General features: G+C 59.2%; 20 protein-coding genes. 16 read left to right on the forward strand and 4 right to left on the reverse strand.

Annotated features, from left to right (window positions below; all coding sequences use genetic code 11):
• Positions 1-2,330 (reverse strand): excinuclease ABC subunit A (locus ACR0P8_RS04450; protein WP_432623985.1); only part of this gene is annotated, 2,330 nt, incomplete at its 3' end.
• 23 nt (positions 2,331-2,353) lie between these two features.
• Here ACR0P8_RS04450 and ACR0P8_RS04455 point away from each other — a divergent pair.
• Complete coding sequence (locus ACR0P8_RS04455; RefSeq protein ID WP_432623986.1) at positions 2,354-2,767, forward strand: GNAT family N-acetyltransferase; 414 nt, start codon at positions 2,354-2,356, stop codon at positions 2,765-2,767.
• Between the two features lie 103 nt (positions 2,768-2,870).
• On the opposite strand, the gene ACR0P8_RS04460 is transcribed toward ACR0P8_RS04455, so the two are convergent.
• Positions 2,871-3,872 carry an alpha/beta hydrolase gene (locus tag ACR0P8_RS04460; RefSeq protein WP_432623987.1) on the reverse strand — a complete coding sequence of 334 codons (1,002 nt, stop codon included), beginning with the start codon at positions 3,870-3,872 and terminating at the stop codon, positions 2,871-2,873.
• Positions 3,873-4,129: 257 nt separating this feature from the next.
• Between ACR0P8_RS04460 and ACR0P8_RS04465 the strand changes: the two genes are divergently transcribed.
• The 3 genes from ACR0P8_RS04465 to ACR0P8_RS04475 all read left to right on the forward strand — a co-directional run bounded on the left by ACR0P8_RS04465 (position 4,130) and on the right by ACR0P8_RS04475 (position 7,096).
• On the forward strand, positions 4,130-4,750 hold the full coding sequence (locus ACR0P8_RS04465; protein WP_432623988.1) for a 50S ribosomal protein L25/general stress protein Ctc: 621 nt from the start codon (positions 4,130-4,132) through the stop codon (positions 4,748-4,750).
• A 252-nt stretch (positions 4,751-5,002) separates the two neighbouring features.
• Complete coding sequence (locus tag ACR0P8_RS04470) at positions 5,003-6,130, forward strand: branched-chain amino acid aminotransferase (protein ID WP_026645883.1); 1,128 nt, start codon at positions 5,003-5,005, stop codon at positions 6,128-6,130.
• A 216-nt stretch (positions 6,131-6,346) separates the two neighbouring features.
• Positions 6,347-7,096, forward strand: a complete 750-nt coding sequence (locus ACR0P8_RS04475) for a trimeric intracellular cation channel family protein (RefSeq protein ID WP_432623989.1) — start codon at positions 6,347-6,349, stop codon at positions 7,094-7,096.
• A 71-nt stretch (positions 7,097-7,167) separates the two neighbouring features.
• On the opposite strand, the gene rpsT is transcribed toward ACR0P8_RS04475, so the two are convergent.
• Entirely contained in the window at positions 7,168-7,428 is a 261-nt protein-coding gene (gene rpsT, locus ACR0P8_RS04480; protein WP_003835031.1) for a 30S ribosomal protein S20, read from the reverse strand.
• Positions 7,429-7,584: 156 nt separating this feature from the next.
• Between rpsT and lepA the strand changes: the two genes are divergently transcribed.
• The 10 genes from lepA to ACR0P8_RS04530 all read left to right on the forward strand — a co-directional run bounded on the left by lepA (position 7,585) and on the right by ACR0P8_RS04530 (position 21,871).
• Positions 7,585-9,465, forward strand: coding sequence for a translation elongation factor 4 (gene lepA / locus ACR0P8_RS04485; RefSeq protein WP_432623990.1), 1,881 nt, complete (start codon positions 7,585-7,587; stop codon positions 9,463-9,465).
• 8 nt (positions 9,466-9,473) lie between these two features.
• On the forward strand, positions 9,474-10,637 hold the full coding sequence (gene hemW / locus ACR0P8_RS04490) for a radical SAM family heme chaperone HemW (RefSeq protein ID WP_432623991.1): 1,164 nt from the start codon (positions 9,474-9,476) through the stop codon (positions 10,635-10,637).
• 263 nt (positions 10,638-10,900) lie between these two features.
• A complete protein-coding gene (gltB, locus tag ACR0P8_RS04495; protein WP_432623992.1) occupies positions 10,901-15,472 on the forward strand; it encodes a glutamate synthase large subunit in 4,572 nt (1,523 codons plus the stop codon).
• Position 15,473: 1 nt separating this feature from the next.
• Positions 15,474-17,021, forward strand: a complete 1,548-nt coding sequence (locus tag ACR0P8_RS04500) for a glutamate synthase subunit beta (RefSeq protein ID WP_432623993.1) — start codon at positions 15,474-15,476, stop codon at positions 17,019-17,021.
• 124 nt (positions 17,022-17,145) lie between these two features.
• Positions 17,146-17,607, forward strand: coding sequence for a tripartite tricarboxylate transporter TctB family protein (locus tag ACR0P8_RS04505; protein WP_432623994.1), 462 nt, complete (start codon positions 17,146-17,148; stop codon positions 17,605-17,607).
• A 52-nt stretch (positions 17,608-17,659) separates the two neighbouring features.
• The gene (locus ACR0P8_RS04510; protein WP_432623995.1) at positions 17,660-17,797 is read left to right on the forward strand and encodes a hypothetical protein; all 138 of its coding nucleotides are present in this window, start codon (positions 17,660-17,662) and stop codon (positions 17,795-17,797) included.
• A gap of 57 nt (positions 17,798-17,854) precedes the next feature.
• Positions 17,855-19,111 carry a glycogen synthase gene (gene glgA, locus ACR0P8_RS04515; protein ID WP_432623996.1) on the forward strand — a complete coding sequence of 419 codons (1,257 nt, stop codon included), beginning with the start codon at positions 17,855-17,857 and terminating at the stop codon, positions 19,109-19,111.
• A gap of 116 nt (positions 19,112-19,227) precedes the next feature.
• The gene (locus ACR0P8_RS04520) at positions 19,228-20,079 is read left to right on the forward strand and encodes an ABC transporter ATP-binding protein (protein WP_432623997.1); all 852 of its coding nucleotides are present in this window, start codon (positions 19,228-19,230) and stop codon (positions 20,077-20,079) included.
• A 75-nt stretch (positions 20,080-20,154) separates the two neighbouring features.
• Positions 20,155-21,210, forward strand: a complete 1,056-nt coding sequence (locus ACR0P8_RS04525) for a tRNA (adenine-N1)-methyltransferase (RefSeq protein WP_432624002.1) — start codon at positions 20,155-20,157, stop codon at positions 21,208-21,210.
• 100 nt (positions 21,211-21,310) lie between these two features.
• The gene (locus ACR0P8_RS04530; RefSeq protein ID WP_432623998.1) at positions 21,311-21,871 is read left to right on the forward strand and encodes a SixA phosphatase family protein; all 561 of its coding nucleotides are present in this window, start codon (positions 21,311-21,313) and stop codon (positions 21,869-21,871) included.
• 100 nt (positions 21,872-21,971) lie between these two features.
• On the opposite strand, the gene ACR0P8_RS04535 is transcribed toward ACR0P8_RS04530, so the two are convergent.
• Entirely contained in the window at positions 21,972-22,340 is a 369-nt protein-coding gene (locus ACR0P8_RS04535) for an acylphosphatase (protein ID WP_432623999.1), read from the reverse strand.
• A gap of 180 nt (positions 22,341-22,520) precedes the next feature.
• Between ACR0P8_RS04535 and metE the strand changes: the two genes are divergently transcribed.
• Both metE and metF read left to right on the forward strand, forming a co-directional pair.
• Entirely contained in the window at positions 22,521-24,827 is a 2,307-nt protein-coding gene (gene metE / locus ACR0P8_RS04540; RefSeq protein WP_432624000.1) for a 5-methyltetrahydropteroyltriglutamate--homocysteine S-methyltransferase, read from the forward strand.
• 42 nt (positions 24,828-24,869) lie between these two features.
• Positions 24,870-25,709 carry a methylenetetrahydrofolate reductase [NAD(P)H] gene (gene metF / locus ACR0P8_RS04545; RefSeq protein ID WP_432624001.1) on the forward strand — a complete coding sequence of 280 codons (840 nt, stop codon included), beginning with the start codon at positions 24,870-24,872 and terminating at the stop codon, positions 25,707-25,709.
• The last annotated feature ends 181 nt before the right edge of the window (positions 25,710-25,890 follow it).

Raw genomic sequence — 25,890 nt, forward strand, 5'->3', positions numbered from 1 at the left:
ACGTCAAGCGGATGCAGACCGATCGTCGGCTCGTCGAACACGAACACCGCATCATGCTGCTTCCGTCCCATCTCACTGGCCAATTTCAGACGTTGGGCCTCCCCGCCGGAAAGCGCCGGCGTCGGCTCTCCCAATGCAAGATAGCCCAAACCCAGTTCATGCAACGTGGCAAGCTTCGTCCGGATCGATTTGATGCCGCTCAACACGTCCATGGCGTCGTCGACGGTCATCGCCATCAGCTGAGGCATCGAATACGCCGTTCCATTCGCACAGGGGAGCGTCAGCCCGGCGACCATATCGGAATACCGCGAGCCATGGCATGCCGGACATTCGATATCGACATCGGGCAGGAACTGCACGTCAAGGGAGATCGAGCCTGTGCCGTCACATGTCGCGCAACGCAGCTTGCCGGTGTTGTAGGAGAACGCCCCCGCCTTCATGCCAGCTGCCCGTGCGGCATCGGTTTTAGCGAACGCACGCCGAAGATCGTCATGAATGCCGCAATAGGTGGCGACGGTGGAACGCACGTTCGCGCCAATGGGCGTGGCGTCAATCAGATTCGCCTTCGCCACACCATCCGCTTCAAGGACACGTACCTGCGACGGACATGCCGAACCATCGATCCTCGAACGCAAGGCAGGCATCAGCATCTCCAGCACCATCGTGGTCTTGCCGGAGCCGGAAACTCCCGTCACGACGGTCATCCGTCCGCGGGGAATGTCGATCGACAACGGTCCTACGGTATGCAGCCGGCCGGTCTCCATATGGATACGTCCCGCGGAGAACATCCCACTGTCGGCGGTAATCCTACGCATGCGGTTATGGACGTTGCCTCCATCAGTAAGAAATGGCGCTATGCGAGATCCGGTCGTGTCGATCACCTGCCGCACCGTTCCCTGCGCGATCACGTGACCGCCTTTCGCACCGGCGGCCGGTCCCATTTCGATCAGATGGTCGGTTTCGGCCAGCACGCGGGTGTCATGGTCGACCGCCACCACCGAATTGCCGTCATCCACCAGATCGCGCATCACGCCAAGCAGCCCGTCGACATTTGCGGGATGCAGACCGATCGAAGGTTCGTCCAACACGTACAGCACGCCAGTGGTGCGATTACGCACGGCGCGGGCAAGCTGCACGCGTTGGCGCTCGCCGGTGGACAGGGTAGCTCCGGCGCGGTCCAGCGACAGATACCCGAGCCCAAGCTCCAGCAGCCGTCGGGACGTGTCGAGGAACGAGTCGCAGATGTTGCCGGCCATGGATCGCATATGCGGTTCCAATGATTCCGGCACGGACCGCACCCAGGAGACGAGCGAGCTCAAGGGCATCGCGGTCGCCTGGGCCAGATCGATGCCTTTGACGTGCGGCTGCCGGGCGCGTTCGGAGAGCCTGGTTCCGCCGCAATCGCCGCATGGACGTTCCTTGAGGAACCTCGCCACGCGTTTCAGTCCCTTCTCGTCCTTGGCCTTGGCGAGCGCGTTCTCCACGGTGTATACGGCGTTGTAGTACGTGAAATCGAGTTCGGCGAAATCATCACCCTTCTTCGGTTTGTACAGGATGTGCTTCTTGACGGCGGGACCGTTGAAGACGATGTCGCGTTCTTTGTCGGTGAGCTGGTTGAACGGCACATTGGTGCGCACTCCCATGGCTCCGCACACCTGTTTCATCAAATCCCACATCAGTGATCCCCAAGGCAGCACGGCCCCATCATCTATGCTTTTCGATTCGTCGGGAACCAGCGATGCGCGATCGACGTCGCGCACGATGCCGGTACCTGAGCAGGTCGGGCATGCGCCGGCGGAATTGAAAGCAAGGTCCTCCGCGGACGGCGGGTGCATCAGTTCGCCGCAATTCGTGCAATGTATCGGCAGTTCGGCGGCGACATTCATCGTCGGTCTGTTGCGGAACCCGCAATGGTCGCACACGTGTTCGCCGACGCGGGAGAACAGCAGACGCAGGCTGTTGAGCAGTTCGCTCATCGTGCCGAACGTGGATCGGACGCCGGGTACCGATGGACGTTGATGCAGCGCCAATGCCGCCGGAACATGCCTCACCTCGTCGACGGTCGCGCGGCTTGCCTGCGTCATGCGTCTTCTCGTATAGGTCGACAGCGCCTCAAGATAGCGTCGCGACCCTTCCGCGTACAGCACGCCGAGTGCGAGGGAGCTTTTCCCTGAGCCGGAGACACCGGCCACGCCGACCAGACGATTCAGCGGTATGTCGATGTCGATGTCCTTGAGATTGTGCGCGCGGGCTCCGCGCACTTCGATGCATGACGGCGAGGGCCGATGTTCTTGCGTTTCAGATAAAAAGACGGGTGAGGGTGATTCCATGCCTGCAATTCTATGCTTGGCATATGGCTATTTCATATACTGACGAGAAGAAGTTCACCGAAGAACAAACCCAGAGCCTGTTCCTTTCGGTCGGTTGGGTATCCGGCCAATATCCCGAGCGTTTGCATAAGGCGTTGATGGGGTCGTCCACTGTGTTCAGCGCGTGGGACGGCGATCGTCTGGTAGGTCTGGTGCGCGTGCTCGACGACACGGAGATGGTGGCGTACATGCATTACGTGCTGGTCGACCCCGAATACCAAGGGCATGGTATTGCCGGCCACCTTGTCGGTATGGTCAAACAGCGATACCGCGATTACCTGTATATCGAGGTCATGCCCGAGGAAAGCAAGAACGCGTCATTCTACCAGAAGCATGGATTCCATATCATGGAGGACGGCGTCGCCATGCAGATATGCAATCCGGGGGAGCGCCGCTGACGAGGCAAGTGCTGGCCTCCGATGCGATTTCATAGGACAAGTGATGGAATCGATTGTCCGGATGGATTCCATCACTTGTCCCAATTGTTCCGGTGCTGAGCCGTCATATTCCGAATGAACGACGGATGAATCCGTATACGGTGTCCCAGTAGCGTTTCGGATCCGCGACGGAGCTTTCCATATGTCCGGCGTCTGGAATCAGTAGCCGTTCGCGGTCGATGCTGGCGCAGGCGTTGTAGTTCATGTCCAGGAAACGTGGGCTGACCATGAGGTCCTTTCCTCCGTGGATGAACAGCATTGGGATGACCGCATGCCGCAATGACGGTATGCAGGACGCTTCGGTGAAATCGTAGCCGGCACGGCGCTTGCAGATCAGACCCGCCGCGTCCACACATGCTGCGGCGAGAAGCTTCGGCATGTGGAACATGCCTCGCGCGCTGTCGATGAATTCCATGCGGGCGGAAGTGTATCCGCTTTCGGCGATCGCCGCGACGACATTGCGTGGCAGTCTCGGATCGCCGGCCGTCATCATCACAGTCGTGGCGCCCATGGATCCTCCGGACAGCAGGATGCGTGCCTGGCTGTCGCTTTCCACGATCAGGCGTATCCAGTCGAGCAGATCGTTGTGTTCCAGCCATCCCATGCCTACATATCGTCCCTCGCTCAAATCCTGTGCCCGCTGGGAGGGAACGAGGACGGTGAATCCCAAGCGGGCGTACCGATGCGCCCATTTGGCCTGTTCATCGGGAGCTCCGGTATAGCCATGCACGCAGATGGCGTATAGGTGCGGCGTCGGGTCTATACGATCCGGATCGAACAGCCAGCCATGCAGTCTGAGCCCATCATGGCTGGTGATGGATACCGGCTGCTGCGTCGCAGAGAACCATTGCCCGGCCTCTCTGGCCTCGCCTTGATCCATCTTCTCCTTTCGATCCGGCGCGATCAATGCCTGATGAAAGATGGAATGCTTCCATTGCGTGTCGATGGCGAAGCGGAACAGTACATCCGCCGTCGCGGTGAACATTCCCGTCGCGGCGACGGCCGTGATGCCTGCCGCAAGCTGGACATTGCGGATAACTTTGGAACGGTCATGCATCGTCGCCATTTTCTCGATTCCTTACCACTGGTTGGTGTTGCCTGAATATGATTGTACGTGCCTCAACGCATGTCCGCCGTCGTGCACGCTCCATGGTTCCAAGCATCGTGGAATGTCGTGGCGTGCGTTATACTGGATAACTGTTGTCTTGGCGAGGGAGGCTTATGTCTCCGTTATCGACTTGGCGTGTGGTGGAGACTTCTGGGTTTCCGTGCGGCCCGTCGATGCGCCGAAACATGGAAACGATTTACAAGGAGATATCGATTATGGCTACCACCATCACTCTTGAAGGCGCTGCCCGCACTGAGTTCGGCAAGGGCGCTGCCCGCCGTCTGCGCGTCGCCAACCTCATCCCGGCCACCGTGTACGCCGGCGGCGAGGATCCGGTCTTCGTGCAGCTGCCGATGAAGGAGACCACCCTGTCCCTGCGCCACACCAATGCCCTGTTCACCATCAAGTATGGTGACGAGACCAAGATGGCCGTCGTCAAGGACGTTCAGCGCAACCCGGTGAAGCGTATCGTCGAGCATGTCGATTTCTACGAGGTCAAGGCCGGCGAGAAGATCGACGTCGAGGTGCCGGTGTTCGTCGAAGGTACCCCGAAGGGTGCCGCTGTCGCATTCGTCGACATTCAGGAGCTCAAGGTTCGCGCCGATGTGGCCAACCTGCCGGAGAAGATTGTGGTCAACGTCGATGGTCTGACCGATGGTTCCAAGGTCTTCGCCAAGGACGTCGTTCTGCCGGAAGGCGTTGTGCTTGACATTGAGGATCCGGAAGAGTCCGTCGTCACCGTCGAGATTCCGGAAGACACCGTTCCGGAGACCCCGGCTGCCGATGATGCTGCCGCCGCTGACGCTGCCGCCGCTCCGGCTGCCGACGCTCAGTGAGTCCGGTTTTCCCGATTCAGGTCTGATTCCGACGCGTGAGGCGTCGGTACCGCAAGGTCCATGCGTGTTCGTGAAATACGCATGGACCTTTGCGTTTCCCTGTGACTCCTCGTTATCTCATATCGCGAACGCCGGTTATCGAAAGCGTTTATGGTGTGAGAAAGTACATACCAGAACCCGGCGCCACAAGCGCCGGAAACCAATAACCGCTGGCCGCCTTCGGGCGGCTGATGCAACTAGAAGAAGTAAAGAATGACTGAACAGAATCATCACGATCCGGCGGAGCTTGACAAGCTCGCCGAGAAGTTCACCGTGCTCCCGAACGACAACCCGGCATCCGACGCCAAGCGTGCCGAACTTATCGACAAGCCGGCCTTCGGTCAGGTCTTCTCCGACAACATGGCCCACATGACTTGGACCAAGGGCGAAGGCTGGTCTGACCGTCGCATCGAGCCGTACGCGCCGTTGAAGATGGACCCGGGCGCATCTGTTCTGCATTACGCCCAGGAATGCTTCGAAGGTCTGAAGGCCTACCGTCACGCCGACGGCTCCACTTGGCTGTTTCGTCCGGATGCGAACGCCGAGCGTTTCCAGAACTCCGCCAAGCGACTGTACCTGCCGGAACTGCCAATCGATGACTTCATCGGCTCTGTCGCGGCCTTGGTCAAGCGTGATGTGAACTGGGTCCCGTCCCGCCGTGAATACACCCTGTACATGCGTCCGTTCATGTTCGCCTCCGAACCGTTCCTGGGCGTGCGCGCGCCGCAGGAAGTGGACTACTGCGTGATTGCCTCTCCGTCCGGCCCATACTTCCCGGGCGGCGTGAAGCCGGTCAACATCTGGGTCGAGGACAAGTGGTTCCGTACCGGCCCCGGCGGCACCGGCTTCGCCAAGTGCGGCGGCAACTATGCGGCCTCCCTGCTTGGTGAGTACACCGGCATCGACCACGGCTGCCAGCAGGTCTGCTTCGTCGACGCCGCCACCAAGACCTATCTGGAGGAGCTTGGCGGCATGAACATGATGGTCGTGCACAAGGACGGCCACGTGGAGACCCCGTCCCTGACCGGCAACATTCTGCCGGGTGTGACTCGTCGCTCCCTGATTCAGCTCATCCAGGACAACGGCCACGATGTGGTCGAGACCATGATCGCCCTGGATCAGCTGCTCGAGGACATCAAGTCCGGTGAGGTCACCGAGGTGTTCGCCTGCGGCACTGCCGCCATCATCACCCCGATTGGCCGCTTCAAGTCCGAGAAGTTCGATGTGACCGTTGCCGACGGCGGCTCCGGCGAGTTCACCATGGCACTGCGCAACCAGTTGCTCGGCATCCAGCTTGGCGAGATCGAAGATCCGCACAACTGGATGTGGAAGGTCTGCTGATTCTCCAATCGACTGTCCGCGATGACGGATGGTGACATATACCGCTGAAGGGCGGGATATGCGTTATGCAACATGCTCCGGTCTTTTGCCGGGTTCTTATGGTGCATGGCTCATATCCCGCCCTTTTGGCTTTCTTGTTGCGGGTATCGTTCCCCATTGTGCTATTTTTGACTGTTGTTCGGAAAAGAAGCATGCGGGGGAAAAGGGGAGCAGAACATGGAAATCGCGTTGGAAAGCAACGGCTTTTTCATGGGCATCGAATATCTGGCAACATTCTGTTGCGGCATGGTCGGCGGGCTCGCCGCCGTACGTAAAGGCTACGATGTCTTCGCGATCCTCGTCACCACCTGGCTCACCGCATTGGGCGGCGGCATCATCCGTGACGTGCTGCTCGGCGCGCTCCCTCCCGCCGGCGTCTCCGACAAAGGACTGGTCGTCACAGCCTTGCTTGCCGCTGTAGCTGTGGCGGTCATCCATCCTGAAATCAACAGGCTCAAATGGTCCATGCTGTCTCTGGACGCGTTGGCTCTGGGGCTTTATGCGGTCAATGGCACGTCCAAGGCCATGATGTACCACATGTCCGGCACCACGGCGGTGTTTCTTGGCATGTTCACCGCATTGGGCGGCGGCCTCATCCGTGACATGCTTATCAACGAGGTGCCCATGGTAATTCGGGACAGGCACTGGTATGCGGTACCTTCGGCCGTCGGTTGCGTACTGACGGTGCTGGTATGCAAGGGAGTGAACTTGGGAGTGGTCAGTTTCGCCGCCGAAGTGGTGCTGGATGTGCTGATTGTGGCACTGATGGTGGGCATGCGGCTGATATCCGTGATTTTCGACATTCAATTGCCGGGCGCATTGGTCAGGCACAATACCTATCTGCCAAGTGAAGCCAAATATCTCAAACGTCCGGTCATCCATCCCGATAAGGACGATGACGATGCCGACCGCGATGGTCGTCAGTAACGGCGCATGAAAAGGAAGAAGCCCCGCAGGAAAACCTGCGGGGCTTCTTCCATGCTGTGAGTTGTGAAAACTCAGAGAGCGTTGATGGCCACGGCGAGACCGGACTTGCGGTTGGCAGCCTGGTTCTTGTGGATCACGCCAGCGCCGGCGGCCTTGTCGAGCTTCTGGGCTGCGACCTTGTAGGCGGCTTCGGCAGCGGACTTATCGCCAGCGGCGATGGCTTCGCGGGTGGCGCGAACGGCAGTCTTCAGGCTGGACTTCACGGCCACGTTACGCTTGTGCGCCTTCTCGTTGGTGAGAACGCGCTTCTTCTGCGACTTGATGTTTGCCACTATTTCTCCAAACGACGTTTGCTATAAGGACATACAAACGATGATGATAACATGGCACGCGGATAAATCGCCAATGCATACAGGAGTGTCGCGGAGGGACATGCCGACACTACCGGTTAGAATCGTGTGCGTCGAATATTTCCAGAGGAGGATGGCGTGGGGCAGCAGCATAATCAGCCCGGGTACACCGATCAGTCGTTGATCCGCAATTTTTGCATCATCGCGCATATCGATCACGGCAAGTCGACGGTGGCGGACCGTATCCTGCAGCTGAGCGGCATTGTGCCGGAACGAGAAATGCGCGACCGTTTCCTTGACCGCATGGACATCGAACAGGAGCGCGGCATTACCATCAAATCGCAGGCGGTGCGCGTGCCATGGACCGTCGACGGTACCGAATACACGCTCGGTATGATCGACACCCCAGGCCATGTGGATTTCACATATGAGGTGTCTCGTGCGCTGGCCGCCTGCGAGGGCGCGGTGCTGCTTGTGGACGCGACGCAGGGCATCGAAGCGCAGACCCTGTCGAACCTGTATATGGCCATCGACCATGATCTGGCCATCATCCCGGTGCTGAACAAAATCGATTTGCCGAGTGCCGAACCTGACAAGCATGCCGAGGAGATCGCTGGCCTGATTGGCTGCGATCCATCCGACGTGCTGCGCGTCTCCGGCAAGACCGGCGAGGGTGTCGCCGAGCTGCTCGACCGCATCGTCGCGGAGGTTCCCGCGCCGAAGGGCGATCCGGATGCTCCGGCCCGTGCGCTGATCTTCGATTCCGTCTACGATTCCTACCGTGGCATCGTCACCTACATCCGCATGGTCGATGGCGAGCTGAAATCCCGTGAGAAGATGCACATGATGGGCATCGGCATGACCCATGACCCCATCGAGATTGGCGTCATCAGTCCGGACATGACGCCGACCAAGGCGCTTGGCGCGGGCGAGGTTGGCTATGTGATTACCGGTGCGAAGGACGTCAGCCAGTCCAAGGTTGGCGACACCATCACCTCCGCGGTCAACCCTGCAACCGAGCCGCTCGACGGTTACCGCGACCCCCAGCCGATGGTGTATGCCGGCTTGTTCCCGATCGACAACGCACAGTATCCGGAATTGCGTGAGGCCCTTGACAAGCTCAAGCTCAACGACGCGGCGCTGATCTACGAGCCGGAGACCTCCGTGGCATTGGGATTTGGTTTCCGCTGCGGTTTCCTTGGCCTGCTGCACATGGAGATCGTCACCGAACGGTTGGACCGTGAATTCGGACTCGACCTGATCTCCACCGCCCCGAATGTGCCGTACGAGGTCACCTCGGAGGACAATTCCGTGCACCGCGTCACCAATCCGAGCGAATTCCCCGAAGGCAAGATCAAGAAGATCGTCGAGCCGATGGTGGCCGCCGATATCATCACTCCGAAGGAGTTCATCGGCCCGGTGATGGATCTGTGCCAGGATCATCGCGGACAGATGGGCACCATGGAATACATCTCCACCGAGCGTGTTGAGATGCACTACCGCATTCCGCTGGCGGAGGTCGTGTTCGACTTCTTCGACCAGCTCAAGAGCCGCACCAAGGGCTACGCCTCGCTCGACTACCATGAGGACGGCGAACAGGCAGCCGATTTGGTGAAGGTGGACATTCTCATCCAAGGTGAAAAAGTCGATGCGTTCAGCGCCATCGTGCATCGCGACAAGGCATATAGCTACGGCGTGATGATGACGAAGAAGCTGCGTGAGCTCATCCCACGCCAGCAGTTCGAGATTCCCATCCAAGCCGCCATCGGTTCACGCATCATCGCACGAGAGAACATCCGCGCCCTGCGCAAGGACGTGCTCGCCAAGTGCTATGGCGGTGACATCTCCCGTAAGCGCAAGCTGCTCGAGAAGCAGAAGGCCGGTAAGAAGCGCATGAAGATGCTCGGCCATGTGGAAGTGCCGCAGGAGGCTTTCATCGCGGCCCTGTCCACCGGCGAGGCGGGCAACGACCGCGACACTAAGGACAAGATCCGCGCCGCGCAGAAGTCCGAAGGCTGAGTCCGTACATGGCGTTCGAGGTCTATATTCACGTTCCGTTTTGTCTGCGCCGCTGCGGGTATTGCGATTTCAACACCTATACGGCTTCGGATATGGGCGAGGGAGTGTCCCGGGGCCATTACGCGAGCATGGTGATTCGCGAAATGGCAATCGTCCGTGATTGGCAGACGGAACACGGCATATCGGAACCGAACGCGTCCGCCGTCTTCTTCGGTGGCGGCACTCCGACCACGCTCAAGGCATGCGATTTGGTGTCCATGCTGGATGCGGTGCGCAATACATGGGACATTGCGGATGATGCGGAAATCACCACCGAAGCGAATCCCGATACGGTGGATGCCGACTATGTGAAGGAACTTGCCGATGGTGGTTTCAACCGTATTTCCTTCGGCATGCAGTCCGCGGTGCCGCATGTGCTTGAAACGCTCGACCGTACGCATACTCCGGCGAATGTCGCCGCCGGCGTCGCCGCGGCCGACGCGGCGGGCATGCGTTCCAGTGTCGATCTGATTTACGGCGCTCCGGGGGAGAGCCTTGACGATTGGCGTGCCTCCGTTCGCACGGCCATCGATCTGGGTGTCAACCATATCTCCGCATATGCGCTCACCGTGGCGCCGAATACGAAAATGGGACGGCGAATCGCGGCGGGCACGCTTCGAAGGCCGGATGATGACGACGAGGCGAACAAATATGAGATAGCCGACGAGATGTTCTCCGAGGCCGGTCTCGAATGGTATGAAATCAGCAATTGGGCTCGTCCCGGCTACGAATCGCGGCATAATCTCGGTTATTGGAGGAATGTCGATTGGGCCGGTCTCGGGCCGGGAGCGCATTCGCACTATAACGCCCATGACGGCGTGTGTGGAATTCGTTCCTGGGACATCGCGCATCCGAGGTTTTGGGGGGTTGCCGTCAACGAAGGCTCCGTGCCATGGGCCGGGAATGAGACCATCGACGCCGGAGAGGATGTCGAAGAGACCATTATGCTTGGTCTGCGTCTGCGTGAGGGGCTGGATACCACACGTCTCAAGGGTGTTATTCCGGAAGAAGCCTGGCACGGACTCGAGGACGATGGACTGATCACGCGCGATGGAATGCGGGCGGTGCCCACATTGCGCGGCCGGCTGCTCAACGACACCATTATCGAACGGCTGTTCTCATTCCTTGATTGAGGAGACGCGCCGTGGCGTTCGGGCAAGGTCGAGGACACGCCGGACGGTTCTTTGTGCGACGCAAATGGATATTCGCGAAACATATTGGAATCTAGCCGTTTACACGGAGGAAATATTCCGCGGTGAAGTAGTCAAGCATTGACTTTTCCGGGCATTCGTTATATGGACACGTGACAGTGGATGACATATGGGCGCGGTATTCTAAACCACGCATTAAAGAACCGCAAGACTTTTCTTGCCCAAAAACATTGAAGGTGGTTTCGGTGACTTTCCACGCCCCGTTAGATCTGACGATCCATGATTCCCAAGGTATGTATGATCCTGGAGCCGAGCACGACGCTTGCGGTGTGGGTATGGTCACCACCCTCAACAAGCGTCCGGAACGTAAGATCGTCGATGACGCCATCGAGGTGTTGGTCAATCTGAACCACCGTGGTGCCGTGGGCGCCGAGGAGAACACAGGTGATGGCGCCGGCATTCTGATGAGCATGCCGGACGAGTTCATGCGTGCCACCGCCGGTGTCGAATTGCCTGAGGAGGGTCATTACGCCGCGGGCATCGCTTTCCTGGACCGTGACATCGCCACGTCCGGCCAGCAGGAGCAGGCCATCTCCGAAATCGTTCGGGAGGAGGGCCTCGATGTGCTCGCATGGCGCGTCGTGCCCACCAATCCGGATGGACTCGGTCTGCAGGCCCTGGCCAGCATGCCGGCGTTCAAGACGCTGATTGTGGCCGATCCGGAAGGCAAGCTCGGAGGCATCGAGCTCGATCGCAAGACGTTCCGCATCCGCAAGCGCGTGGAACATGAAGTGGGCATCTACTTTGCGTCCTTGTCCGCACGCACCATCACCTACAAGGGCATGCTTACTACCATGCAGCTCAAGCCCTTCTTCCTTGACCTGTCGGATGAGCGCATGAAGGCGAAGATCGCCATCGTTCATTCCCGCTTCTCCACCAACACGTTCCCAAGCTGGCCGCTGGCCCAGCCTTTCCGTCTGCTGGCCCACAACGGCGAAATCAACACCATCCAAGGCAACCGCAACTGGTTGTCCGCGCGTGAAGGCCGCCTGAGCTCCGAACTGCTTGGCGAATTCAAGCCGTTGCTGCCGATCACCACTCCGGGCTATTCCGATTCCGGAACCTTCGACGAGTGCCTCGAACTGCTGCATCTCGCAGGCCGTTCCATGCCCCATGCCATCTCCATGATGCTGCCGCCGGCATGGGAGAACAACGACCAGCTTGACCCGGACGTCAAGGCGTTCTATGAATACAACAACACGCTGATCGAACCGTGGGATGGTCCGGCGCATATCATCTTCACCGATGGCACTCAGGTCGGCGCCCTGCTCGACCGCAATGGCTTCCGCCCGGGACGCTGGCAGGTCACCGATGACGGCTACGTCGTGCTCGCTTCCGAAACCGGCGTGCTACCGGAGGTCTCCGAGGAGCATATCGTCACCAAGGGCCGCTTGGAGCCGGGCAAGATGTTCCTCGTCGACACCGATGAGGGACGTATCATCCCGGATGAGGAGATTAAGAAGAGCCTGGCATCCCAGCATCCGTATCGCCAGTGGGTGGAGGGCAACTCCGTGGAGCTCAGCCAGCTGCCCAAACGAGAGCATGTCAATCATTCCGGCCAGTCCGTGCAGCGCAGGCAGCGTGCCTTCGGCTACACCGAAGAGGATTTGAAGCTGCTGCTCGCACCGATGGCCAACACCGGCAAGGAGCCGTTGGGCTCCATGGGCAACGACACGCCTCTTGCGGCGCTTTCGAAGCACAGCCGCATGCTGTTCGACTACTTCACCCAGAAGTTCGCGCAGGTCACCAACCCGCCGCTCGACTGGGAACGCGAGAAGATTGTGACAAGCCTTGAATCCGCCATCGGCCCGGAGCCGAACCTGCTGGCCGATTCCGAGTTGCATGCCAAGAAGATCCTCATTCCGCTGCCGGTGCTCAATTCCGATGAGATGGCGCAGCTCAAGCGCCTTGACCGCGCCAAGATTCTCGGTGGCTACTACAAGCCGTTCATCGTCAAGGGTCTGTATCAGGTTGCCGGAGGCGGCCAGGCGCTGAAGGAACGTCTTGACGAGATCTTCCAGGAAATCGATGAGGCGATTGAGAACGGCGCCAACTTCCTGGTGCTTTCCGACCGTGACTCCAACTACGCGTGGGGTCCGATTCCATCGCTTCTGCTCACCTCCGCGGTGCAGCACCATCTGTTGCGTCGTCATACGCGTACGCAGATCTCCATGGTGGTCGAGGCCGGAGATGTGCGCGAGATCCATCATGTCGCGCTGCTCATTGCCTATGGTGCCGCTGCAGTGAATCCGTATCTAGCCTTCGAGTCTGTCGAGGACCTGTCCCGTAAGGGCTATCTCAAGGTCGATGCGGAAACCGCCGTGAAGAACCTGACCAATGCGCTGTCCACAGGCGTGCTCAAGATCATGGCCAAGATGGGCGTCTCCACCATCATGAGCTATCGTGGCGCGCAGCTGTTCGAAGCCGTCGGCCTCAACAAGGACGTCATCGACGAGTATTTCACCGGCACCACGTCCCGTGTGGGCGGCGTCGGTCTCGACGAGCTTGCCGAGGAAGTCGCCAGCCGCCATCGTGTGGCCTATCCGACCCAGTGGACGGCCCGACCGCATCGCAATTTGCGTACCGGTGGCGACTACAAGTGGCGTCGTACCGGCGAGGACCATCTCAACGATCCCGAGGCCATCTTCCTGCTGCAGCAGTCCACCCAGCGTGGCGACTACAACCTGTTCAAGAAGTATTCGAGCCACATCAACGACACTTCCAACCGTCTGATGACGTTGCGCGGCCTGATGAAGTTCAAGCAGACCCGCAAGCCGATCGACATCTCCGAGGTCGAACCGGCTAGTGAGATCGTCAAGCGTTTCTCCACCGGCGCCATGAGCTACGGCTCCATCTCGCAGGAGGCGCATGAGACGCTCGCCATCGCCATGAACAAGCTCGGCGCGCGCTCCAACTCCGGTGAGGGCGGCGAATCCGAGGACCGCATCAACGATCCGCTGCGTTACAGCAAGATCAAGCAGATCGCATCCGCGCGCTTCGGCGTGACCAGCGACTATCTGGTTCACGCCACCGATCTGCAGATCAAGCTCGCACAAGGCGCCAAGCCTGGCGAGGGCGGCCATCTGCCGGGAGCCAAAGTTCCGCCGTGGATCGCCAAGGTGCGTCACGCGACGCCGGGTGTCGAACTGATCTCCCCGCCGCCTCACCACGACATCTACTCGATCGAGGATCTGAAGCAGCTGATCAACGATGCGAAGATGGCCAACCCCAAGGCACGTATCCATGTCAAGCTCGTCTCCGAGTTCGGCGTGGGCACCATCGCCGCAGGCGTGGCCAAGTGCCATGCCGACGTGGTGCTGATCTCCGGCTACGACGGTGGCACCGGCGCGGCTCCGCTCAACGCCATCAAGCATGCCGGCACCCCGTGGGAGATCGGTCTGTCCGAAACCCAGCAGACGCTGGTGCTCAACGGTCTGCGCTCCCGCATCACCGTGCAGTGCGACGGTGAGCTCAAGACCGGTCGTGACGTCGTGATTGCGGCGCTGCTCGGCGCCGAGGAATTCGGCTTCGCCACCGCGGCCTTGATTGTGGAAGGCTGCGTTATGATGCGCGCCTGCCAGAAGAACACCTGCCCGCAGGGCATCGCCACGCAGGATCCCGAGCTGCGCGCACGTTTCAAGGGCAAGCCGGAGCATGTGATCAACTTCTTCATGTTCATCGCAGAGGAAGTACGCGAGCTGCTCGCCCAGCTTGGTTTCCACACGCTGGAGGAGGCCGTCGGCCATGTCGAATGCCTCGATCAGGACGACGCCATCAAGCGTTGGAAGTCTGATGGCATCGACCTGAGCAATGTGCTCATGCAGCCGGGCCCGGTTCCGGGAACGATCCTGCACAAGACGATTGAGCAGAACCATGAGCTCGACAAGGCTCTTGACAACAAGCTCATAGAGCTCGCCCAGCCGGCCCTCGACAAGAAGGAGCCCGTGCGCATCGAAATGCCGATTCGCAACGTGAACCGTACCCTCGGCACCATGCTCGGCTACGAGATCACCAAGCGGTACGGCGAAGAAGGACTGCCGGACGACACCATCGACATGACGTTCCATGGTGCGGGAGGCCAGTCCATCGGCGCCTTCATTCCGCGTGGCGAGACCATCCGCGTATATGGCGAGGTCAACGACTACGCGGGCAAGGGACTGTCCGGCGGCCGCATGGTGGTCCGTCCGGAGGACGGCATCACCTTCGACCCGCATACGAACGTGATCGCCGGCAACGTCACCGGTTTTGGCGCCACCTCCGGCCAGATGTTCGTGGCCGGCCGTGCGGGAGAACGTTTCGCCGTGCGCAACGGCGGCGCCACATTCGTGGTGGAGGGAGTGGGTGACCACGGCTGCGAATACATGACCGGAGGCACGGTCGTGATTCTCGGCTCCACCGGACGCAATCTCGGTGCCGGCTTCTCCGGAGGCAACGTCTACGTGCTTGATCTCGACATGAAGCAGGTCAACCCGACCGCCGCCACCAATGGCGCATTGCTGTTCGAACCGCTGGACGCCAAGGAGAACGAGCTGGTGCACGCTCTTGTCAAGCAGCATGCAGAAGAGACGGGCTCCGTCTTTGCGAAGACCCTGCTCGAAGACTGGGGCAACAACGCCAAACGATTCACCCATATCGTTCCGAAGCACTTCCTCGCCATGCAGAAGGCGATGAAGGAAGCCGAAGAGAAGAACATCGATTTCAATACGCCCGGCGTCTGGGAACAGGTGTACGAGCAGGTTATGGAAGGAGCGCGCTGACATGGGAGATCCTCGTGGATTCCTGAAGGTCCGTACCCGTCGCGAACTGGCCGAACGCCCCGTCGAGGAGCGAATCAAGGACTGGTTCGACGTTCACACCGAATCCGGCCTGCAGTCGTGGACCACGGAGCAGGCCGCACGGTGCATGGACTGCGGCACTCCGTTCTGCATGAACGGCTGCCCGCTAGGCAACATCATCCCTGAGTTCAACGATTTGGTTCGTCAGGAGAAGTGGGAGGATGCCTACAACAGGCTGTCCGAGACCAACAACTTCCCGGAAGTCACCGGTCGCATCTGCCCGGCTTTGTGCGAGGCGGCCTGCGTGCTTGGCATCCATCAGCCGGCGACGATGATTCAGAACGACGAGCGCACCATCATCGACCAGGCTTGGAGTCTCGATTACGTCAAGCCGCTGCCACCGCAGCGTCTGACCGACCAGACCGTTGCCGTGGTCGGTTCCGGTCCGTCCGGTCTTGCCTGCGCCCAGCAGCTCACTCGCGCCGGTCATACGGTTGTCGTGTACGAGCGCGATGACGCCATCGGCGGCCTGATGCGCTACGGCATCCCGAACTTCAAGCTCGACAAGCGTCTGATTGACCGCCGTGTGGAGCAGATGGAAGCCGAAGGCACCGTATTCCGCCCCGGCGTGGAGATCGGCAAGGACATCTCCTGGGACGATTTGCGTTCCCGCTACGATGCCGTGGTGGTGGCCATCGGTTCCACCGTGCCGCGTGACATGAAGATTCCCGGCCGTGAGCTCAAGGGCATCCATTTCGCCATGGAGTTCCTGCCTGACGCGACCCGTCGTGTGTACGGCGTCAAGCCGGTCAATGACATCACCGCCGAAGGCAAGCACGTCGTCATCATCGGCGGCGGCGACACCGGTTCTGACTGTCTCGGTACCGCCCTTCGCCAGGGTGCGAAGGATGTCACTGTGCTGCAGATCATGCCGCAGGAACCGAAGCAGCGCCCCGACAACCAGCCGTGGCCTACGTTCGCGCGTCTGTACAAGGAGACTTCCTCCATGGAGGAAGGCTTCGAAACACAGCGCGCTGAATATGTGTACAACACCGATTCGGTGAACTTTGTTGGCTCGGAAGAGGACCAGGCGAAGGTGAAGATCGAGAACTCCACCGCGACCGAAGGCTTCGTCTCCGACGAGAACGGCCATGTCACCGGTCTGAAGGTGGTGAACGTCGCTCCGGGAGAGAACGGTCCGTTCACCCGTCAAGCCGGCACGGAACGTGTGATTCCCGCCGACCTGGTGCTCATCTCCGTGGGCTTCCTGCATCCGGACACCACCACGCTGGTGGATCAGCTGCCGGTAGACCTCGACGGCCGCGGCAATGTGGCCCGCAACGACAAATTCGCCACGTCCCAGGACGGTGTTTTCGCCTGCGGTGACGCCGGACGCGGACAGAGCCTCGTGGTGTGGGCAATCTCCGAAGGCCGCTCCTGCGCGGCTGCTGTCGACGAATACCTTACCGGCTCCACCGAGCTGCCGGCGCCGATTGTCGCTTCCAAGCGTCCGATGATGCTGCCGCGCTGAGCAACGACGCAATCGCAATAAGGGAAGGCGGGTAGCCCGACTTACGAATGGTGAGCCGGGCTACCCGCCTTTTGCCGAGAATGCGGTAAAGTAATCCCAGCACCATGTAACAAAGGAGTGACCAATGCCAAATCGTGCCGAACGACGTGCCCAGGCCAAGCGCAATCGCCGAGGAGTGCCGCAGCAATATGACCAGACTCAGGGGCGCGCGCGTTCCGGAATGTTGGATGAATACCAGCTGCAGGAGAAGTCCCGTCGTCTGCAGGACGGCACCGATGGACCGTGGAAGCCGAGCGCCAGCACGATCACGGAAACCGAAAGCGTACTGAACACCAATCCCGATTACAGGAATCCGAAGATGTTCAAGGCTCCGCATTCCATTCGTCAATGGTTCCGCGTGGTCAGTTGGGTGTTGATTGCCGTCGCGGCCATCGCCTTTCTGGTGATCATGTGGCTTCCGTCGCATCCGATGTGGCTGATCGCCACGGTTTCCATTGTTTTCGCGGTCGGTGTGCTGAGCCTGTTCTTCACGGCTGGTGACTCGAAACACAATCCGAACCTCGATGAAAATGGTACAGCCGTCTGAGCCACGTTTGATTTCTTCGGAATCGCTCATGTCGTCGAATGTACGAGACGATATGAGCGATTCTTTTTTGCGTGCTTCGTGGAGCGAAGAGACAGACGGCGGTATGAAAACGAACGTCACAAATTGCAGTCGTTTTCAGAAAAATGAAAAAAGAGATGATGCGGGAATGAAACAATACGGCATTTTCTGAAAAACTGTTTTACAGTAGTACTTGGAATGACTGGCAGACTCGAGGAGGAGAACAGACATGAAAGTAGACATTCTATCCCGCGAATACCCCCCCAAGGTGTACGGAGGCGCTGGAGTGCACGTGGAGGAGCTTTCCAAAGTGCTGGCGGAACGGGTTGACGTGACCGTCCGTGCGTTCGACGGTCCACGCGCGCCATCCGATGTCCCTGAGATTCCAAGCATTGATCCAAAGGGATCCCTCAAGGTCGTCGGATATCGTGTTCCGGAGGAAATGCGTGATGCGAATGGCGCCTTGAAAACGTTCAGCGTTGATTTGCAGATGGCCAATGACGTCGATGCCGATATCATCCACGCGCACACGTGGTACGCATGCCTTGCCGGATACCTTGCCAAGATGCTGCATGACACGCCATTGGTCATCACCGCGCATTCGCTTGAGCCTTTCCGGCCTTGGAAGCGTGAACAGCTTGGCGGTGGATACAATCTGAGCTCCTGGGCGGAGAAGGACGCCTACGAACATGCCGATCGGGTCATCGCCGTGTCCGCCGGCATGCGCAAGGACATTCTTACGGCCTACCCAGACCTCGACCCGGACAAAGTGGTCGTGGTGCATAATGGCATCACCATGAGCCAGTTCGAGACGCCGGCGGATGACGATCCCGGTTGGCAGGTGTTCGACCGTTACCACATCGACCGTACCAAGCCGACGTTGCTGTTCGTCGGACGTATCACCCGTCAGAAAGGTCTGCCGTACCTGCTCCGGGCATTGCATTTCGTCGATCCGAATGTCCAGGTCGTTTTGTGCGCGGGCGCTCCCGATACGCCGGAGATCATGGAAGAGGTCAAAACCGCTTTCGCCAAGCTTGACGAGGAACGTGGCAATATCATCTGGATCGAGGAGATGCTGCCGAAGCCGGAACTCAACGCGCTCGAACATGGATGCGACGCGTTCATCTGCCCGTCCATCTATGAGCCTCTCGGCATTGTGAACCTGGAAGCCATGGCTTGCGGTCTGCCGGTTGTCGCTTCCGCCACCGGTGGTATTCCGGAGGTGGTTGTGGACGGTGAGACCGGCTATCTGGTCCCGATAGACCAACTGCACGACGGAACCGGCACGCCTACTGATCCGGACAAATTCGTGCATGACATGGCCGATGCCATCAACCGCATCATGTCCGATCCTGAAAAGGCGAAGCTCATGGGACGTGCGGGTTATGAACGCGCGCGTGACCATTTCAGCTGGGAATCCATCGCGGATAAGACGGTCAAAGTCTACGAGGATGTGCTCGCCGAACATAAGCGGACGGAGAAATAATCCAGGGACGGGAAACCGGCCATAGGGCAAGACCCTGCATGAATGCCTCCTGCCAACGCATTACGCTGGCAGGAGGCATTCATATCCAAGCTGTCATTTGAAATCGTGGAGGAACGATGAGCGAACAGGATGTTGCATTGAAACTGTCCGGTGTGGAATTCCGCCGTCGTAGGCGTGTGATTCTCACCAAAGTCAATCTGGAAGTCAAAAAAGGCGAGAAATGGGTGTTGTTCGGTCCCAACGGCATCGGCAAATCCACCTTGGTGCAGATGATGAGCACCCGTGGCTTTCCCTCCGAGGGAACAGTGGACATCCTCGGCAACCGTCTCGGCAAGGTGAATGTGTTCTCCTATCGCAACCGCATAGGACTGAGCTCCGCGGAACTCGGCCGTGCGTTCCCACCGCAGGAGGATCCGCTCGATGCCATCGTGACGGCTTTGACCGCTACGACCGGTCGCTGGCGTGACACCTACACCGATGATGATTACGCCAAGGCGCGTTCGCTTATGCGCGAATTCGGCATCGAATATCTGGAAGGCAAGATGATGTTCAAGCTTTCCGAAGGTGAGCGCACGCGTGTGCTCATCTGCCGCGCATTGATGGCCAATCCCGACCTGCTGATTCTTGACGAACCGACCACGGGGCTCGATCTGGGTGGACGCGAGATCGCGTTGCGTGCATTGAGCCATGTCGGTGCCGAACAGTCCGACCGTGCCGTGATTCTGGTGACGCACAGGCTCGAGGAGATCCCGCAAGGTTTTGACCATGTGGCCATCATGGGCCGTATCACCGGCAATGAGGCGGACGCCTATGCGGACAATGTGGCCGGAAACGATCCGGCACCGGGGACCATCGTGTATACGGGTGATCTGGAGCATGGCTTCACCTCCGAACGGTTGAGTCAGGTGTTTGGTCTGGAGTTGAACGTGACTCACGCGAATGGGCGTTGGAACGCGTACGCGGTGTGATGTCCGGATGATGACGCCGATAAGGTAGCATGTATGTTCGGATTGTCCGGTGGCGAACGGTAAGGAGTGGTGTCCATGCGTCGAGGCGCGTTGAAGGCCGGCGAAAAAGTGCAGTTCACGGATCGAAGGTCCAATAAGATCACCGACCAATTGGTGCCTGGTGGCGTGACACAGACCTCGCATGGCATCATTCTGCATGATGATGTGATCGGGCGGCCGGAAGGTTCGGTCGTGGTGACGGTGAGTGCGAAACGCGAGGCTCAGGTCAACCAAATTCATCCCGAACGTGATGCGAACAAGCCATGGAAAGGCACGCGCGCCATCGGCGGTTGGGAATTCGCCGTGATGCGTCCCCGTCTGGCCGATTATGTGCTGTCCATGCCGCGCGGCGCACAGATCATGTATCCGAAGGACATCGCGCAGGTCATCCAGCTTGGGGATATCCGTTCCGGAATGAACGTGCTGGAATCCGGTGCCGGATCGGGAGCGATGAGCATCAATCTGCTGGATGCCGTGGGGGAGAAGGGCTGTCTGACCACCATCGAGATGCGTCCGGAATTCGCACGTGTCGCCGAAGCCAATGCGACGGTGTATTTCGGGGAACGTCCCTCATGGTGGGATTTGAGGACTGGGGATTTCGATTCGGTCGCGGCCGGACTACCGGAGCACTCCTTTGACCGCATCATGCTGGACATGCTCGATCCGTGGAACCGGCTTGAACAGGCGTACCGTGTGATCGCGCCTGGCGGCGTGCTCGTGGCGTATATCACCACCACGACGCAGCTCAGCCGTATGGCCGAAGCGCTGCGCGATGCCGGTTGCTGGACCGAGCCGGACATCCAGGAGACTTTGGAACGCGATTGGAAGGCGCAGGGACTGGCGGTGCGTCCTGACCATCAGATGATAGGACATACCGGATTCCTGATGGTTTCGCGCGCGATGGCTCCGGGGTTCCAAGCGCTTCGCAAGCGTGACCGGGCCACGAAGGACACGGTCACCGACATCGATTCGATGACGGACGAGGAACGTGCCGAACAGCTTGAGAACCTGCAATTGCGGGACATCTCCGATCGCAAGCTGCGCAAGGTCCTGCGGGATCTCGACGCGCAGGTCAAAGCCATAGATGAGTAGGATTCCCGCGTTTCCTGCCATGCTCCGCCGGAATATCTGCGACAATGGAACATGGATATCGAAAAAACGCGGTGATGGATTCTGATCGGAGCGGACCGTCATGGGAACAAGCCTGAAGAAGGTTGCCAAAAAAGCCAAGGAATACAAGTATGTGCTGTTGGTGATGCGCCATGCCAAAACCGAACCGTTCGGAGGCGATGGCAATGATTCGGGCCGTGAGCTTACCGATAAGGGACGCAAACAGGCCAAGGCCGTGGCGAAAGGTCTGGACGCGATGAAGATGGTGCCGGACCGAATCGCATGTTCCAGTGCCACCCGTGCGCGTCAGACCTGCGATAGGTTGCTGAAGGTTTTCGGTGACGAGCCGAAGGTAGATTATCGCCAGAACCTGTATGAGGGTGGAGTGCAATCCGTGTTCGACGAGCTTGCCCAAACCAAGGACAAGCATCACAGGCTGCTGGTGCTTGGCCATGAGCCGACGGTATCTATCGCCTGCCAGTGGCTGGCGAGTGCGGAATCCGACCCGACGTTGCTCGACATGCTGAATCTGGGTATGTCTCCTGCGTCGATCGCCGTGTTCGGCTCCAACGAGCCGTTTGGCAAATGGCAGTTGCATAGCGGTGAACTGATAGCCCTGCTTACGGCCAAGGATTTCGAATAATATTCGTGTCTGGGCGAAGCTGATAACGCTGTGACGCGGCCGACGCATTACGATTCCAGTGATTTGCGCAGTGCGTTCCCGTTATGAGGCGCGATGCGAATCATTCGTCGTACTTCACGTGGAATGTACGCTCTCCCTGTGATATGGGAATGCTCGTGACGTCCACATGTGATACACGGCTCCATTCCGGTCCTTCGCAAAGTTTTTCGTACATGGCGAACAGCGCCTGCTGGGAACCCTGTGCCTCCACCTGCACGCTGCCGTCGTGCAGGTTGCGCACCCAGCCTGTCACATTCAGCTTGTGTGCCGTAAGAGCGGTGAAATAACGAAATCCCACGCCCTGCACCCTTCCCGATACGGTGGCGCGCATACGCAACAGCTTGCTTTGCGAAGCCACCCACGCCTTCAATTTCTCTGTATCGCGCCCGCTGGCATGCCGGTCGTTCTGCGTCATCGCATCCTCCACCATTGAATTTCCTTTACATGATGTTTTCCCTGGCCACCAGGCCACGTTATCATGGATTCGGGTATTTTGGGGTGTTGCTATAAGGCCGCCTTATAACGACACTCAAATTTTCCTAATGCCTTATGACAAGCGGTTTTGTGATAGCTTGAGCGGGTTGCATTGTTCATTTCAGATGGAGGATTCATGTCCGCTCTCACTTCCGTCTCCGGTTTTCCGCGCATCGGCCAGAACCGTGAGCTGAAGAAGATTATCGAAGCGTATTGGAAGGGCAACGCCGCCCTTGAAGAGGTGCGCGCCACCGCCAAGGAGCTTCGAGCCAAGCATTGGAAGCTGCAGAAGAATGCGGGCATCGACCTGATTCCAAGCAACGATTTCAGTTATTACGATCAGATGCTTGACACCGCCATCCTGCTGAATGTGATTCCGCAGCGCTACCAGCGTCTTGCCTTTGACAACCCTGAAGAGACCCTGTTCGCGATGGGCCGCGGTTATCAGGGCGACAAGGGCGATGTGACCGCCCTGCCGATGAAGAAGTGGTTCACCACCAACTACCACTACCTGGTTCCCGAGATCGACGAGGCCACCGAGATCAAGCTGGGCAGTACCAAGCCGTTCGACGAATTCAACGAGGCCAAGGAGCTGGGCATCCTCACCAAGCCGGTGCTCATCGGCCCGTACACCTTCCTCAAGCTTGCCCGCAATCCGCAGGCTGAAGAACTCGAATACGACAAGGGTCTCGTCAACGCCGTCGCATCAGTGTATGCCGAAATCGTCTCCAAGTTCGCGCAGCTGGGCGCCGAATGGATTCAGATCGATGAGCCGTATCTGGTACTTGACAAGGAACTGGGCGACATCGAACTGTTCAAGAGCCTGTATGCCAAGATCCTGCCGGCACGCGACGGCAAGGTCAAGGTGCTGCTCAACACATACTTCGGCCACATCGCCGACGTCTACGAAACCGTCAATCTGCTTGGCTTCGACGGTATCGGACTCGACCTCAACGAGGGTCGTGAGGAGAACCTCGTCGCCGTTAAACAGTATGGCGTCGCCGAGAACACCACCATCTTCGCCGGCGTGATCAACGGTCGTAACATCTGGCGCAACAACTATGCTGTGAGCCTCGGCCTGATCGACGCGCTCAGGCAGGTTACCAGGAACGTCGCCGTTTCCACCGCCAGTTCCCTGCTGCACGTGCCGTTCAGCACCGAGGGCGAGACCGGACTCGCCGACGATGTGCGCAAGCACTTCGCCTTCGCTGTTGAGAAGCTCGATGAGTTGCACGAAGTGGCTGCTCTCGCCGATACCACCGACGATGAGAAGAAGGCCTCTGACGAGCTCAAGGCCAATCAGGCGCTGTTCGACGGTACCCGTGTCGCTCCCGATCCGGCTGTGGCCGCCCGTCTCGCTGCACTGACTCCGGACGACTTCGTCCGTCAGCCGGCCCGCGCCGAGCGTCAGAAGGAGCAGCGCGAGGCGCTTGGTCTGCCGCTGCTGCCGACCACCACCATCGGCTCCTTCCCCCAGACCAGGGAGATTCGTGCCGAGCGTGCCAAGCTGCGCAAGGGTGAGATCAGCAAGGCCGAGTATGACGAGTTCATGAAGGCCCAGATCGACGCCTGCATCAAGCATCAGGAGGAGATCGGTCTTGACGTGCTCGTCCACGGTGAATTCGAACGCAACGACATGGTCGAGTATTTCGGTCAGAACCTCAACGGTTTCCTGTTCACCAAGAACGCCTGGGTACAGTCCTACGGCACCCGTTGCGTGAAGCCTCCGATCGTGTGGGGCGACGTGTCCCGCGCCAACCCGATCACCGTGGAATGGAGCGCTTACGCGCAATCCCGCACCGACCATGTGATGAAGGGCATGCTCACCGGTCCGGTGACCATCCTCAATTGGTCTTGGCCGCGTGAGGACATCACCCACGAGCAGCAGACCCAGCAACTTGCCCTCGCCATCCGCGACGAAGTGCTCGATTTGGAGAAGGCCGGTATCAAGGTCATCCAGATCGACGAGGCCGCACTGCGTGAGAAGCTGCCGTTGAGGAAGACCGATTGGCACAAGAAGTACCTCGACTGGGCCATCCCGGCCTTCCGTCTGGTGCACTCCGCGGTCAAGCCGACCACGCAGATCCACACCCACATGTGCTATTCGGAGTTCAACGACATCATCAAGGACATCGACGCAATGGACGCCGACGTGATCTCCTTCGAAGCCTCCCGCGGCGATCTGGTGGTGCTTGACGCCATCCACGACGCCAACTTCGAGACTGAGGCGGGTCCGGGCGTCTACGACATCCATTCCCCGCGCATCCCCTCCGAGCAGGAGATCGAGGACCGCATCTACGAGATTCTGAAGAAGATGGACGTGGAGAAGATCTGGATCAACCCGGATTGCGGTCTGAAGACCCGCGGCAACGCGGAGACCTGGCCAAGCCTGGAGCACTTGGTTGCCGCGGCCAAGGCCGTGCGCGCCAAGCTCGCCAAGTAATATCCGAAAAGGCAGACAAGGCAAGGATTTCCAAGGAATCACATGCATTCGCCAATGTTCTCGCTGGAGGTGTTCCCTCCCAAGCGCACCAGTCCTGTAGGAACCATCTACGACACGTTGGATGGCCTGCAGGGACTGGATCCCGATTTCATCTCCGTCACCTACGGCACGGGCAAATCATCCGATCGCACGCTGACCGCGCGCATCGCGCACACGGTGAGTGAGTATGGCATTCCCTGCGTCGCCCACCTGACCGCGCAGTATCTCGACAAGGACGACGTGGACGAAGCGCTCGACCTGTTCGACCAAGCCGGCGTTTCCGGCGTGCTCGCCCTGCGTGGAGACCGCGTTGAAGGTGCCGAACCGGCGGGGGTGTTCGACCATGCGAGCGACTTGGCCGCCTACATCCGGCAGAAAAGACCGAATCTCAAAATCTATGGCGCCTGCTATCCGGAAAAGCATCCGCAGGCGGCGACACTTGACGAGGACATCGACAATCTCAAAAAGAAGGTCGACGCCGGTGTGACGCATCTGATTTCGCAGCTTTTCTACGATAATGAGGATTTCCTGCGATTCGTGGACAAGGTGCGTGCCGCCGGCATCGATGTGCCGATCGAAGCGGGCATCATGCCGGTGATGAACGCAAAATCGGTGCTTCGCATGTCGAGGATGTGCCAATCGCGTGTGCCGGAGAAACTTTCCGTCCTGCTCGACAAGTGGGGTGGAGATACCGCTTTGCTGAAGGAAGCCGGCATCACGTACGCGTCCGAACAGATCTGCGATTTGGTGGCACGCGGTGTCGATGGCGTGCATCTGTACACGATGAACCATCCTTGCGTCAGTCGACGCATCTGGTCCAACGTCAAACCATTCTTCGTCTGATTCAGACGATGCAACAAAACGACAAGGGGATGGCCCGGTCATGAACCGCACCCCGATTGTTGGACTGAAGAAATTCAGATTCAATGATCGGAGGTGCGGTTCTTTCGTATGCGCGAGGATCGAAGGAAACACTACGACGACGGGTTCCGGCGCGAGGCACTGGAACTCATCAAGGCAGGAG

It is taken from the genome of Bifidobacterium sp. (genome assembly GCF_050874245.1).
Classification (GTDB): Bacteria; Actinomycetota; Actinomycetes; order Actinomycetales; family Bifidobacteriaceae; genus Bifidobacterium.